The organism is Streptomyces sp. SID5785 (assembly GCF_009870065.1).
Classification (GTDB): domain Bacteria; phylum Actinomycetota; class Actinomycetes; order Streptomycetales; family Streptomycetaceae; genus Streptomyces.
In genome coordinates, this window is the sequence record NZ_WWIA01000646.1 from 1 (window position 1) to 13,857 (window position 13,857).

At 71.2% G+C, this 13,857-nt stretch carries 12 protein-coding genes; 10 read left to right on the forward strand and 2 right to left on the reverse strand.

The genetic code is table 11. From position 1 onward, the window contains the following. From GTW43_RS21085 to GTW43_RS21125, 9 genes are all read left to right on the forward strand, one after another. Positions 1 to 357 (forward strand): acetyl-CoA carboxylase biotin carboxyl carrier protein subunit (locus GTW43_RS21085; RefSeq protein WP_161303578.1); only part of this gene is annotated, 357 nt, incomplete at its 5' end. After that, a complete protein-coding gene (locus GTW43_RS21090) occupies positions 354 to 1,307 on the forward strand; it encodes a hydroxymethylglutaryl-CoA lyase (protein ID WP_161303579.1) in 954 nt (317 codons plus the stop codon). The genes GTW43_RS21085 and GTW43_RS21090, both read left to right, overlap by 4 nt. Before the next feature lie 5 nt (positions 1,308 to 1,312). Further along, positions 1,313 to 2,473 carry an acyl-CoA dehydrogenase family protein gene (locus tag GTW43_RS21095; RefSeq protein WP_161303580.1) on the forward strand — a complete coding sequence of 387 codons (1,161 nt, stop codon included), beginning with the start codon at positions 1,313 to 1,315 and terminating at the stop codon, positions 2,471 to 2,473. Between the two features lie 149 nt (positions 2,474 to 2,622). Beyond that, positions 2,623 to 3,669, forward strand: coding sequence for an ABC transporter substrate-binding protein (locus tag GTW43_RS21100; protein WP_161303581.1), 1,047 nt, complete (start codon positions 2,623 to 2,625; stop codon positions 3,667 to 3,669). Positions 3,670 to 3,673: 4 nt separating this feature from the next. Continuing rightward, positions 3,674 to 4,543, forward strand: coding sequence for a siderophore-interacting protein (locus tag GTW43_RS21105; RefSeq protein ID WP_161303582.1), 870 nt, complete (start codon positions 3,674 to 3,676; stop codon positions 4,541 to 4,543). Between the two features lie 203 nt (positions 4,544 to 4,746). Then, entirely contained in the window at positions 4,747 to 6,189 is a 1,443-nt protein-coding gene (locus GTW43_RS21110; RefSeq protein ID WP_161303583.1) for an aspartate aminotransferase family protein, read from the forward strand. Further along, entirely contained in the window at positions 6,173 to 7,438 is a 1,266-nt protein-coding gene (locus GTW43_RS21115) for a SidA/IucD/PvdA family monooxygenase (RefSeq protein ID WP_161303584.1), read from the forward strand. The genes GTW43_RS21110 and GTW43_RS21115 overlap by 17 nt, the downstream gene beginning before the upstream one ends. After that, a complete protein-coding gene (locus GTW43_RS21120) occupies positions 7,435 to 7,998 on the forward strand; it encodes a GNAT family N-acetyltransferase (protein WP_161303585.1) in 564 nt (187 codons plus the stop codon). Before GTW43_RS21115 ends, GTW43_RS21120 begins: the two co-directional genes overlap by 4 nt. Next, positions 7,995 to 9,767: an IucA/IucC family siderophore biosynthesis protein gene (locus GTW43_RS21125; protein WP_161303586.1), complete on the forward strand. Its 1,773-nt coding sequence runs from the start codon at positions 7,995 to 7,997 to the stop codon at positions 9,765 to 9,767. Before GTW43_RS21120 ends, GTW43_RS21125 begins: the two co-directional genes overlap by 4 nt. Positions 9,768 to 9,821: 54 nt before the next feature. Here GTW43_RS21125 and GTW43_RS21130 read toward each other — a convergent pair whose 3' ends face one another. Continuing rightward, a complete protein-coding gene (locus tag GTW43_RS21130) occupies positions 9,822 to 11,438 on the reverse strand; it encodes a beta-N-acetylhexosaminidase (RefSeq protein WP_161303449.1) in 1,617 nt (538 codons plus the stop codon). 137 nt (positions 11,439 to 11,575) lie between these two features. Between GTW43_RS21130 and GTW43_RS21135 the strand changes: the two genes are divergently transcribed. After that, positions 11,576 to 12,457, forward strand: a complete 882-nt coding sequence (locus GTW43_RS21135; protein WP_161303448.1) for a DUF4429 domain-containing protein — start codon at positions 11,576 to 11,578, stop codon at positions 12,455 to 12,457. 24 nt (positions 12,458 to 12,481) lie between these two features. Here GTW43_RS21135 and GTW43_RS21140 read toward each other — a convergent pair. After that, on the reverse strand, positions 12,482 to 13,857 hold a 1,376-nt coding region (locus GTW43_RS21140), incomplete at its 5' end, for a metallophosphoesterase family protein (protein WP_161303587.1).

Below are 13,857 nucleotides of genomic sequence, written 5' to 3' on the forward strand. Positions count from 1 at the left end.
GGGGACTGGCTGGCCCTGGACGGCGACGCCTGGCACGTCCAGGACCACGACCCGGTCGCCGCGCGCCTCACCGGGGCGGGGGCCGGCGGCGCGGGCTCCCTCACGGCGCCGATGCCCGGCACGGTGACCGTGGTCAAGGTGGCGGTCGGCGACGAGGTGGCCGCGGGCCAGAGCCTGCTCGTCGTCGAGGCGATGAAGATGGAGCACGTGATCGCGGCCCCGCACGCGGGCGTGGTGACGGAGCTGGACGTGAGCCCCGGCACGACGGTGGCGATGGACCAGGTCCTCGCCGTGGTGAGGGAACCCGACGCGAAGGAGCGCCCCGCGGACGGGCGCCCCGAGGAGGCGGCACGATGACCGACCTGCCGATGACCGTTCCCGCCCGGGACCTCCCCGCAAGGGTGCGGATCCACGAGGTGGGCGCCCGCGACGGCCTCCAGAACGAGAAGACGGCCCTGCCCACGGAGGTCAAGGCCGCGTTCGTCCACCGCCTGGCGGACGCGGGCCTCACGACGATCGAGGCGACCAGTTTCGTCCACCCCCAGTGGGTCCCCCAACTCGCGGACGCCGAGGCCCTGTTCCCCCGGATCCAGGACATCGAGGGGGTCCACCTCCCGGTGCTCGTCCCCAACGAGCGGGGCCTGGACCGGGCGCTGTCCCTCGGCGCGACCCGCATCGCGGTGTTCGCCAGCGCGACGGAGTCCTTCGCCAAGGCCAATCTGAACCGCACGGTGGCGGAGTCCCTCGCCATGTTCGCACCGGTCGTGACGCGGGCGAAGGCCGCCGGGGCGCACGTCCGCGGCTACCTCTCCATGTGCTTCGGCGACCCGTGGGAGGGCGCCGTCCCCGTCCACCAGGTCGTCCGGGTCGCCAAGGCCCTGATGGACCTGGGCTGCGACGAGCTGAGCCTCGGCGACACGATCGGCGTGGCCACCCCCGGCCACGTCCAGGCGCTCCTGTCCGGGCTCAACGAGAAGGGCGTGCCGACGGACGTGATCGGCGTGCACTTCCACGACACGTACGGCCAGGCGCTCTCCAACACCCTCGCGGCGCTCCAGCACGGCGTCACCACCGTCGACGCGTCCGCGGGCGGCCTCGGCGGCTGCCCGTACGCGAAGAGCGCCACCGGCAATCTCGCCACGGAAGACCTCGTCTGGATGCTCGACGGACTCGGCATCGAGACCGGGGTCGACCTCGGCCGTCTCAGCGCCACCAGCGCCTGGATGGCCGGCCACCTGGGCCGACCCAGCCCGTCCCGCACCGTTCGCGCCCTCGTACCCGAGGCCCAGTCCCCGCAGGAGCAGTGACTCAGATGGACCACCACCTCTCCCCCGAGCACGAGGAACTCCGCCGCACCGTCGAGGAGTTCGCCCACGACGTGATCGCCCCGAAGATCGGCGACTTCTACGAGCGGCACGAGTTCCCGTACGAGATCGTGCGCGAGATGGGGCGCATGGGCCTGTTCGGGCTGCCGTTCCCGGAGGAGTACGGCGGCATGGGCGGCGACTACCTGGCGCTGGGCATCGCGCTCGAGGAGCTGGCGCGGGTCGACTCGTCGGTCGCGATCACCCTGGAGGCCGGGGTCTCCCTGGGCGCGATGCCGCTGCACCTGTTCGGCACCGAGGAGCAGAAGCGGGAGTGGCTGCCGCGGCTGTGTTCCGGCGAGATGCTCGGCGCGTTCGGCCTGACCGAGCCGGAGGCGGGCTCGGACGCGGGCGGCACGCGCACGACGGCGGTCCGCGACGAGACCACCGGCGACTGGGTGATCAACGGCACGAAGTGCTTCATCACCAACTCGGGCACGGACATCACGGGCCTGGTGACGGTCACCGCGGTGACCGGGCACACCCCCGAGGGCAAGCCGCTGATCTCCTCGGTCATCGTCCCGTCCGGCACCCCCGGCTTCACGGTCGCCGCCCCGTACTCGAAGGTCGGGTGGAACGCGTCGGACACGCGCGAGCTCCACTTCGACGACGTCCGGGTCCCCGCGGCGAACCTGCTGGGCGCGGAGGGCCGCGGCTTCGCGCAGTTCCTGCGGATCCTCGACGAGGGCCGCATCGCCATCGCCGCGCTCGCGACGGGGCTCGCGCAGGGCTGCGTCGACGAGTCGGTGAAGTACGCCAAGGAGCGCAAGGCGTTCGGCCGGGCCATCGGCGGCTACCAGGCGATCCAGTTCAAGATCGCCGACATGGAGATGAAGGCGTACACCGCGCGGCTCGGCTGGCGGGACGCGGCCGCGCGGCTGGTCTCCGGCGAGCCGTTCAAGAAGCAGGCGGCGATGGCGAAGCTGTACTCCTCGACGGTGGCGGTGGACAACGCGCGCGAGGCGACCCAGATCCACGGCGGCTACGGCTTCATGAACGAGTACCCGGTCGCCCGGATGTGGCGGGACTCCAAGATCCTGGAGATCGGCGAGGGCACGAGCGAGGTGCAGCGCATGCTGATCGCCCGCGAACTGGGCCTGACGTCCTGACCGTGCCGGACGGCGACGGGGGCCGCGCCCCGGTCCTGGCGGGCCGACCGGGGGCCGCCCCCTGGACACATCGGGAACTTAGGTTAACCTACCCTCAGTTCCACGACCCCGCCCGGCCGTAGATCCGGCACGTCCGAAAGCAGTCCGTGATGACCGAAGCCCGTCTGTCCCGTCCCACCCGTCGCGGCATCCTCGCCGCCGGCGGCGCCCTCGGCCTCGGTGCCGTGCTCGCCGCCTGCGGTGACGACAGCGGCTCCCGAGACGGCGGAGCGGACGCCGGGAAGAAGGCGGCCTCCGGCCCCTGGTCGTTCAAGGACGACCGCGGCACGAGCGTCAAGCTCGACAAGGTCCCGGCGAACATCGTCGCGTTCACCGGCGTCGGCGCCGCCCTGTTCGACTACGGCGTGCAGGTCAAGGGCGTCTTCGGCCCGACCACGGTCAAGGGCGGCAAGCCCGACGTGCAGGCCGGCGACATGGACGTCTCCAAGGTGACGGTCATCGGCAACGAGTGGGGCCAGTTCAACATCGAGAAGTACGCGGGCCTCGCCCCCGACGTCCTGATCACCACGATGTTCGACGCCGCGGGCACGCTCTGGTACGTCCCGGAGGAGTCCGCGAAGAAGATCGCCAAGCTCGCCCCGAGCGTCGGCATCTCCGTCTACGACCGCAAGCTGGACCAGCCGCTGCAGCGCATGTACGCGCTGGCCGAGTCGCTCGGCGCCGACCTGAAGGCCGACAAGGTCGTCGCGGCGAAGAAGCGCTTCGAGGACGCGGCCGCGCGCCTGCGGAAGGCGGCGAAGGCGCACCCCGACATCAAGGTCCTGGCCGGTTCCGCGAGCCCCGACATCTTCTACGTGTCGGGCACGAACCTCTCGATCGACCTCGAGTACTTCAAGTCGCTCGGTGTGAACTTCGTCGAGCCGACCGAGGCCGCGAAGAAGGAGTCCGGCGGCTGGTTCGAGAACCTGAGCTGGGAGAACGTCGACAAGCACCGGGCCGACATCATCATGATGGACGACCGCGCCCAGGCCATCCAGCCCGCCGACATCGACGAGGCGACCTGGAAGAAGCTCCCCGCGGTCAAGGCCGGCCAGGTCATCGCCCGCTCCCCCGAGCCGATCCTGTCCTACGACAAGTGCGCCCCGCTCCTGGAGAACCTCGCGAAGGCCATCGAGACGGCGAAGAAGGTGTCCTGACCCCATGACCACGACGGCCGAGGCGCCCACCGTGACCCCTTTCCGATTCTTCGATCTGCAAGTGGCACGGACGCGGCGGCTCGGCCCGTCACTGCTCCGCGTCACCTTCACCGGCCCCGAGCTCGACGCCTTCCACGGCGGCGGCCGGGACCAGTCCCTCTCCCTCTTCCTGCCGCAGCCGGGCCAGGACGCCCCGGTGCTGCCCGCCGCCGAACCCGGCGACGACGGCCGCGCCTGGCACGCCGCGTACCGCGCGCTGCCCGACGACGTGCGGGCCGTCATGCGCTCGTACACACTCAGCGGCCAGCGCCGCACCCCGCGGCAGGAGGTCGACATCGACTTCGTGCTGCACACCGGCGACCCGGCCACGGTGGGCCCCGCCTGCCGCTGGGCCGAGGCGGCGCGCCCCGGTGACCGGGTCACGGTGCTCGGTCCGGCGGTCGCCGACAACACCGCCGTGCGCTGCCGGCCGCACGAGGACTTCGACCACATCGTGATGTGGGGCGACGAGACGGCCGTCCCCGCGGCCCTCGGCGTGCTCGCCTGGCTGCCCGCCTCCGTGACCGCGCACGTGTGGCTGGAGGTCCCGCACCGCGAGGACGTCCAGCCGGTGACGACCGCCGCCGACGCCACGGTGACGTGGCTCGTGCGCGACGAGGAGGGCCCCGGCGCCCTCGACGCGCTGCGGGCCGCCGAACTGCCCGCGGCGGCCCGCCCGTACGCGTGGCTGTCCGGCGAGTCCGGGGTGATGCGCGGGCTGCGCCGCCATCTGGTGCGCGAGCGCGGGTACGACAAGCGCGCGGTCACCTTCGTCGGGTACTGGAAGCGCGGCCTGAGCGAGGACGCGCTGCGCGCGCAGCCCGCCGAGGACTGAGGACAACCGCACACCGCACGACGGCAATCCAGCCACTGAGGGCCGATCCGGTCACAGACAGGGGGCGGGGTCGCATGCTCAACTTAGGTTAGGCTAACCTAAGAACGAGTTCGCGACCTCGCCCCTTTGTCCTTCCTCGTCCGTCCCCGCACCTTTCCTGCCCCACCCGGGAACACCCTCATCCCCACCCGGAGGAACCGTCCATGCGCTCGCACCTGCTCAATGACACGACCGCGGAGCTGTACCGCAGCTCCGTGACCGAGGGAATCGAGCGGGTGGCGGCCAGACTCGCCACCACCACGCGGCCGTTCACCGGCGTCACCCCCGACGCCCTCGCCCCGGCCATCGACGCCGTCGACCTCGACTCGCCGCTGCACGACACCATCGCCGTGCTCGACGAACTGGAGGACGTCTACCTCCGCGACGCCGTCTACTTCCACCACCCCCGCTACCTCGCCCACCTCAACTGCCCGGTCGTCATCCCCGCCGTGCTCGGCGAGGCGATCCTGTCGGCCGTCAACTCCTCCCTCGACACCTGGGACCAGTCGGCCGGCGGCACCCTCATCGAGCGCAAGCTCATCGACTGGACGGCGGCCCGCATCGGGCTCGGCCCCACCGCCGACGGCGTCTTCACCTCCGGCGGCTCGCAGTCCAACCTCCAGGCGCTGCTCATGGCACGCCAGGAGGCCAAGACCGACTCCCTGGACCGGCTGCGCGTCTTCGCCTCCGAGGCCGCCCACTTCAGCGTCCAGAAGTCGGCGTCGCTGCTCGGCCTCGGACCGCAGGCCGTCGTGCCGATCCCTGTCGACCGCAGCAAGCGCCTGCAGACCGTGGCACTCGCCGCCGAGCTGGAGCGCTGCCGCCAGGACGGCCTCGTCCCCATGGCCGTCGTCGCGACCGCGGGCACCACCGACTTCGGCTCCATCGACCCGCTGCCCGAGATCGCCGAGCTGTGCGACCGGTACGGCACCTGGATGCACGTCGACGCGGCCTACGGCTGCGGACTGCTCGTGTCGCCGCAGCACCGCGACCGGCTCGACGGCATCGAGCGCGCCGACTCGGTCACGGTCGACTACCACAAGTCCTTCTTCCAGCCGGTCAGTTCGAGCGCGATCCTGGTCCGCGACCGGGCCACGCTGCGGCACGCCACCTACCACGCGGAGTACCTCAACCCGCGCCGCACCGTCGCCGAGCGCATCCCCAACCAGGTCGACAAGTCCCTGCAGACCACGCGCCGCTTCGACGCCCTGAAACTGTGGATGACCCTGCGCGTCATGGGCGCCGACGGCCTCGGCGGCCTCTTCGACGAGGTCTGCGACCTGGCCCACCGCGGCTGGGAGCTGCTCGCCGCCGACCCGCGCTACGACGTGGTCGTCGAGCCGCAGCTGTCCACGCTCGTCTACCGCTACATCCCGGCGTCCGTCACGGACCCCGCCGAGATCGACCGCGCCAACCTCCATGCCCGCAAGGCCCTGTTCGCCTCCGGCGACGCCGTCGTCGCGGGCACCAAGGTGGGCGACCGCCAGTACCTGAAGTTCACCCTGCTCAACCCCGAGACGACCCTCGACGACCTGTCGGCCGTCCTCGACCTCATCGCCGGCCACGCCGAGCAGTACCTGGGAGACACCCTTGACCGCGCCAGTTGATTTCATCGGGATCGGGCTCGGCCCCTTCAACCTCGGCCTCGCCTGCCTCACCGAACCGATAGCCGAACTGAACGGCGTCTTCCTGGAGTCGAAGCCCGACTTCGAGTGGCACTCCGGCATGTTCCTGGACGGCGCTCACCTCCAGACCCCGTTCATGTCGGACCTCGTCACCCTCGCCGACCCGACCTCCCCGTACTCCTTCCTCAACTACCTCAAGGAATCGGGGCGGTTGTACTCCTTCTACATCCGCGAGAACTTCTATCCGCTGCGCGTCGAGTACAACGACTACTGCCGCTGGGCCGCCGCGAAACTCTCCTCGGTCCGCTTCTCGACGACCGTCACCGAGGTCACGTACAACGAGAAGGACGGCCTCTACACGGCCGTCGCGCAGGACGGCACGGCCTACCGCGCCCCCCACCTGGTCCTCGGCACCGGCACCCCGCCCCACATCCCCGAGGCCGTACGCGGCCTGGAGGGCGACGGCGTCATCCACAACTCCCGCTACATGCAGCACAAGCAGGAGCTCCAGAAGAAGAAGTCGATCACGCTGGTCGGCAGCGGCCAGTCCGCCGCCGAGATCTACCACGACCTGCTGAGCGAGATCGACGTCCACGGATACCGCCTGAACTGGGTCACCCGCTCCCCGCGCTTCTTCCCCCTCGAGTACACCAAGCTCACCCTCGAGATGACGTCCCCGGACTACATCGACTACTTCCACGCGCTGCCCGAGGAGAAGCGGTACTCCCTGGAGGAGCGGCAGAAGGGCCTGTTCAAGGGCATCGACGGCGAGCTCGTCGACGCCATCTTCGACCTGCTCTACCAGAAGGGCCTCGGCGGGCCCGTGCCGACGCGGCTGCTCACCAACTCGGCGCTCACCGGCGCCCGGTACGACAACGGCACGTACACGCTCGGCCTGCACCAGGAGGAGCAGGACAAGGAGTTCGAGCTGGAGACCGAGGGCCTCATCCTCGCCACCGGCTACAAGTACGAGACGCCCGCCTTCCTCGCCCCCGTCGAGGACCGCATCCGGCGCGACGGCCGCGGCCGCTACGACGTCGCCCGCAACTACTCGATCGACACCACGGGCCGCGGCATCTTCCTGCAGAACGCGGGCGTGCACACCCACTCGATCACCAGCCCCGACCTGGGCATGGGCGCCTACCGCAACAGCTACATCATCGGCGAGCTGCTCGGCACCGAGTACTACCCCGTCGAGAAGACCATCGCCTTCCAGGAGTTCGCCGTATGAGCACCACCACCCCCACGACCCCCGGCACCCTGAGTCTGCGCCCGCTCGACCCGGCGGCCGACGCCGAGCTGGTGCACCGCTGGGTCACCGACCCGAAGGCCGCGTTCTGGCTGATGCAGGACGCGAAGCTGGAGGACGTCGAGCGCGAGTACATGGCCATCGCGGCGCACCCGCACCACGACGCCTTCCTCGGCCTGCACGACGGCGAGCCGGCCTTCCTGATGGAGCGCTACGACCCGCGCCACGTCGAGCTCGCCGGCCTGTACGAGGCACAGCCGGGCGACATCGGCATGCACTTCCTCACCGCCCCCTCCGACCTGCGGATACCCGGCTTCACCCGCGCGGTGATCACCGCGGTCATGGCGTACCTCTTCGAGGACCCGGCCGTCCGGCGCGTCGTCGTCGAGCCGGACGTGCGCAACACGGCGGTGCACGCGCTCAACGAGGCCGTGGGCTTCGTCCCCGACCGCCCGATCGACAAGCCGGAGAAGAAGGCCCTGCTCAGCTTCTGCACCCGCGAGCAGTTCGAGCGGGCCACCGGAAGGAGCACGCGCGCATGACCATCGCCGACACCGCCGCGCACCTGTCCCCCGAGCGCTGGGCCGAGGCGAACCGCCTCCTCGTGCGCAAGGCCCTCGCCGAGTTCAGCCACGAGCGCCTGCTCACGCCCGAGGCCCAGGGCGACGGACGCTTCCTCGTCCGCTCCGACGACGGCGCCACCGCGTACCGGTTCGCCGCCCGCCGGCTGCGCCTCGACCACTGGCAGGTCGACGCGGCGAGCGTCACCCGGCACCGGCACGGCAGCGAACTCCCGCTGGACGCGCTGCAGTTCTTCACCGAGTTCAAGGGCGCGCTCGGCCTGTCCGACGCGATCCTGCCGGTCTACCTGGAGGAGATCTCCTCCACGCTGTCCGGCACCTGCTTCAAACTGACCAAGCCGGACGTGTCCGCACGCGAACTGGCCGCCGGCGGCTCGTTCCAGGACATCGAGACGGGCATGACCGAAGGCCACCCCTGCTTCGTCGCGAACAACGGGCGGCTCGGCTTCGGCATCCACGAGTACCTCTCGTACGCGCCGGAGACGGCGAGCCCGGTGCGGCTCGTGTGGCTCGCCGCGACCCGGGAGCGGGCGGCGTTCACCGCCGGTGCGGGCATCGACCACGAGGAGTTCCTGCGGGCCGAGCTCGGGCAGGCGACCCTGGACCGGTTCGGGGCGGTGCTGCGCGAGCGCGGCCTGGACCCGGACGACTACCTGCTGATCCCGGTGCACCCGTGGCAGTGGTGGAACAAGCTGTCGGTCACCTTCGCCGCCGAGGTCGCCCAGGAGCGCCTGGTGTGCCTGGGCGAGGGCGACGACGAGTACCTGGCGCAGCAGTCGATCCGTACGTTCTTCAACACGACGTCCCCCGAGAAGCACTACGTGAAGACCGCGCTCTCGGTGATCAACATGGGCTTCATGCGCGGCCTGTCGGCGGCGTACATGGAGGCGACGCCGGCGATCAACGACTGGCTGGCCCAGCTGATCGACAACGACGAGATCCTCAAGGGCACCGGCCTGACGATCATCCGTGAGCGGGCGGCCGTCGGGTACCGGCACCTGGAGTACGAGGCGGCCACCGACCGCTACTCGCCGTACCGCAAGATGCTGGCCGCGCTGTGGCGCGAGTCGCCCGTCGCCTCGCTCGGCATCGGGGAGCGGCTCGCCACGATGGCGTCGCTGCTGCACACGGACCGTGCGGGCCGCTCGTTCGCGGGCGCCCTGATCGAGGGCTCGGGTCTGACGCCGCGGGAGTGGCTGAAGCCGTACCTGCGGGCGTACCTGACCCCGCTGCTGCACAGCTTCTACGCCTACGACCTCGTGTTCATGCCGCACGGCGAGAACACGATCCTGGTCCTGGACGAGCGGGGCGTCGTGCGGCGGGCGATCTTCAAGGACATCGCCGAGGAGATCGCGGTGATGGACCCGGACGCGGTGCTGCCGCCCGCCGTGGAGCGCATCAAGGCCGAGGTCCCCGACGACATGAAACTCCTGTCGATCTTCACGGACGTCTTCGACTGCTTCTTCCGCTTCCTCGCGGCGAACCTGGTCACGGACGGCGTCCTGGACGAGGACACGTTCTGGTCGGCGGTCGCGGAGTGCGTGCGCGACTACCAGGAGTCGGCTCCCCAACTGGCCGAGAAGTTCGAGCGGTTCGACCTGTTCGCCCCGGCGTTCGCGCTGTCGTGTCTGAACCGGCTGCAACTGCGCGACAACCAGCAGATGGTGGACCTGGCCGACCCGTCGGGCGCGCTCCAGCTGGTCGGCGATCTGGCCAACCCGATCGCCTGACCCGGCGGAGACAGACCAGGGGCTCGGGAGACGGTCCTCCCGAGCCCCTTCGGCCTACTTCTGCTCCGCCGCGGGCCAGGGCACCTGCGGCGACCTGTAGTACCCGATGCCGAGCGCGTCCCAGCGGGGCGCCTGCGCGGCGAGCCGCACCTTGTAGGTGTCCCAGTCGTGCGTGGCGGCGGGCGACCAGCCGAGCTCGGCGACGCCGGGCAGCCGCGGGAACGCCATGTAGTCGAGGTGCGCGGACGTGGACAGCGTCTCCGCCCACATCGGCGCCTCGACGCCGCGCACCGACGAACTCGGCGCCCCGGGCAGGTAGTTGCCCGGGTCCCAGTCGTAGGAGCGCTGCACCTCGACGTATCCGGCCCAGTGCAGGCCGAGCGGGGTGTCCTTGTCGTACTGCATGTCGAGGTAGGTCCGGTCGGCGGGCGAGATGATGAGCCCCGTGCCGTTCTGCGCGGCCTTCGCGACCTGGGCCTTCTCCGCGGCGCTGGTGCTGTCCAGGCCCCAGTACTGGGCGAGGGCGCCGGCGACGGGCGTGGCCTCGGTCAGCTGGTGCCAGCCGACCACCGTCTTGCCGTACTTGGCGACGACCGGCTGCACCCGGTTCATGAACGTCACGTAGTCCTCGTGGCTCGTGGAGTGCGCCTCGTCGCCGCCGATGTGCAGGTACCGGCCCGGGGTGATCGCGGCGACCTCGCGGATCACGTCGTCGACGAAGTCGTAGGTGAGGTCCTTGCCGACGCACAGCGAGCTGAAGCCGACGTCCGTGCCCGTGTAGAGCGGGGGCGCGACGCCGTCGCAGTTGAGGTCGGCGTAGGAGGCGAGGGCCGCGTTGGTGTGGCTCGGCATGTCGATCTCGGGCACGACCTCCAGATAGCGGGAGGCCGCGTACCGGACGATCTCCCGGTACTGCGCCTTGGTGTAGTGGCCGCCCGCGCCGCCGCCCACCTGGGTGGAGCCGCCGTACGTGGCCAGTCTCGGCCAGGAGTCGACGGCGATGCGCCAGCCCTGGTCGTCGCTGAGGTGCAGGTGCAGCTTGTTGACCTTGTAGAGGGCGAGCTGGTCGATGTAGCGCTTGACCTGGTCGACGGTGAAGAAGTGCCGGGCCACGTCGAGCATGGCGCCGCGCCACGCGTAGCGCGGCACGTCCTGGACGGTGCCGCCCGCGATCAGCCAGGGACCCGGCTGCCGGGCGGTGGACTCGATCCGCGGCGGAAGCTGCTGGCGCAGGGTCTGCACGCCGTGGAACAGTCCGGCGGCCCGGTGCGCGACGACGGTCACGGACCGGCCGTCGCTGGTCAGCCGGTATCCCTCGGCGCCCAGCGCGGTCTCCTCGGCGCTGACCTTCAGCCGGATGCCGTCGCGGGCGGCGCTGTCCGTCACGGGCAGCCGGTACCCGGTCGCGGGCCGCAGCAGACCGGCCAGGTAGCCGCCGATCCGGCGGGCGTCACCGGAGCGGTCGTCGACCCGGATCCGGGTCTTCGCCGTGATCTCGTAGGGGGTGGGGGCGGGCGTCACCGACGCGGGCGCGGGCACGATCCGCCCGAGCGGCACGGGTTCCCCGGCGGGTGCCGCGGCGGCGGATCCGGCGCCGAGCGCCCCGGCCCCGGCGGCGACGAGCAGGAGCGCGCCCAGCAGGGCGGCGGTCGGGCTACGGTGCTTCCTCACAAACGGTCCCTTCGACGGGGTCGCTGGCGGCGTTCGTCGTGCGGTGGAGCAACCGATCGGTCACCATGCGTACCGTCCGCCCCGGTCACGGTCAAGGTGTAGACCACTCCCCCGGGCCCGGATGTCAGAATCCCCCCATGGCGGAAATCATCCAGAAGGACGGGACGTGGACGTTCGACGGGGAGACGCTGCGGCTGGTGCCGGGGCGCGACAAGGGCGTGAGCCTGCTCCGCCGCACGCTGGGTGAACTGGCGCTGCCGCTGCACGCGTTGGCCGGCATCTCCTTCGAGCAGGGCCGCAGGTCCGGCCGGCTCAGGCTGCGGCTGCGGGACGGCGCGGACCCGCTCCTCCAGGCGACCGGCGGCAAACTGACGGACGGGCAGGACCCGTACCGGCTGACCGTCGAGACGGACCGGTACGGGGTGGCCGAGTACCTGGTCGACGAGGTGCGCAGCGCGCTGCTGCTCGACGAGGTCCCGGCGACGCCGTGCACCGCCTACGCGCTCCCGGGGCCCTCGGTGCCGCTGTCCGTCTCCGCGGGGGACGGCACGGCGAGCTTCGACGGGGAGCAGGTCCGGCTGGAGTGGAACTGGAAGACGGAGGAGGGCAAGGCCTCGACCGGGGCGCGGCTGCTGCCGCTCGCCGAGATCACGGCCGTGGAGTGGCAGCCCGCCGAGGGCCTGGAGAACGGGCACCTGCGCTTCGTGATCCGGTCCGCCGTGACGAAGGCCCCGCCGAAGCACGATCCGAACGCGGTCGAGCTGTGGGGCTTCAAGAAGGACCCGCTGATGGCCCTCGTCGCGGCGGCCGTCCAGGCGCGTCTGCCGCACCCGGCGGCGGCCGCGGCGCCGCCCGCCGCCGCCCTGCCCGGGCCGCCGGAGCCGGTTCCGGCCGGGCCCGCCCCGGACCACGACGCCCTGCTGCGCCGCCTTCGCGAGCTGGGCGAGCTCCACCGGTCGGGCGTGCTGACCGAGGAGGAGTTCGCGGCGGCGAAGGCGGCGGTGCTCAGGCAGATGTGAGCGGGGCTGCGGGGGCGCCCCGGGTCAGTGCCGGACCCGGCGGGCGACGACGAAGCGGTCGATCTCGGCGCCCGTCTCGGCGATGCCGCGCACCGTGAGGGTGGCGGTGCGGCCCGGTGCGGCCGGCCGCACGTCGACCCGGAGGAACGAGTAGTCGGTGTAGCGCACCCGCGACCAGTCGACGGTGACCGGCTTCTTGCTGCCGTCGGCCTGTGTCACGTAGGAGGCGAAGGGGTCGACGTCCTTCTCGTGGCCCGCGTAGGTGTCGGCCACGGGGAAGGAGTACAGGCTCTTTCCGGCCGCGCCGGCGGTGACGTAGACGACGCCGTCCGTCTCCGGGTACGCGGTGCCGCCGATCGGCAGCTCCTTGGTGACCCTGTCGCCCTTGAGGACGTCGGAGCGCTCGTAGACGTGGTTGTGGCCGTTGATGACGAGGTCGACGGTGTACTTGTCGAACAGCGGCACCCATTCCTTGCGGACGCCGCCCTCGGAGGCGTGCGACGTGGCGGTGCAGTAGGCGCAGTGGTGGAAGAAGACGACGATGAAGTCGATCCCGGAGCCGTGCGCCCGGAACTTCTTCAACTGGCCCTCGAACCAGGTGGTCTGGGTGCCGCCGGAGAGCCCGAGGTTGGCCGGGATCTCCCAGGAGACGTCGTTGGCGTCGAGGGAGATGACGGCGGTGTTGCCGTGCACGAAGGAGTAGACGCCGGGCAGGTTCTTCGGGTCGGGGCCGTTCGCGGGCGGCGCGAAGCGGGCCTCCTGGCTGCCGTAGCCGTGCGGCGCGTACCAGGCCTCCATGTCGTGGTTGCCGTAGGAGACCATCCACGGCACGGACTTGGCGACCGTCTCGGTCTGGGCGAGGAACTGGTCCCAGGTGCGCGCGTCGAACGTGTCGGTGGTCTGACCGGAGCCGGACGGGTCCGCGTAGGCGATGTCACCGGCGTGCAGGTGGAAGGAGGGGCCCTGCGCCAGGATCAGGTTGTCGTTGGCGAGCGCGTGGTAGCTGACGCCCTGGTCGCCGAAGGCGGTGAAGGTGAAGGACTCGGCGCGCGAGGGCGCGGTGGTGAAGGTGCCGATCGTCCCGGCGAACCTCGGCGAGGCCGGGTCGAAGCCGCGGTGGCCGACGCCGTAGTAGTAGGTCCGGCCGGGCCTGAGGCGGCTCAGCCTGGCGTGGACGTAGTACTGGGTGTGGTCGGCGCTGGTGCCGACACCGGCGGGGGTGTAGAGCGCGCGGACCTCGGCCGGGATCTTCCGCGAGAGCTCGCCGGCGTGCGCGCCGATGCGGATGTACGGGTCCTTGACGGGGGCCGGGACCTGCCAGGAGACGGTCATCTCGGTGCGCGGGTCGGTGCCGTAGGAGAGGTGCCGGCCGAACGGGGCGACGAGCGCGCCGTCGACGA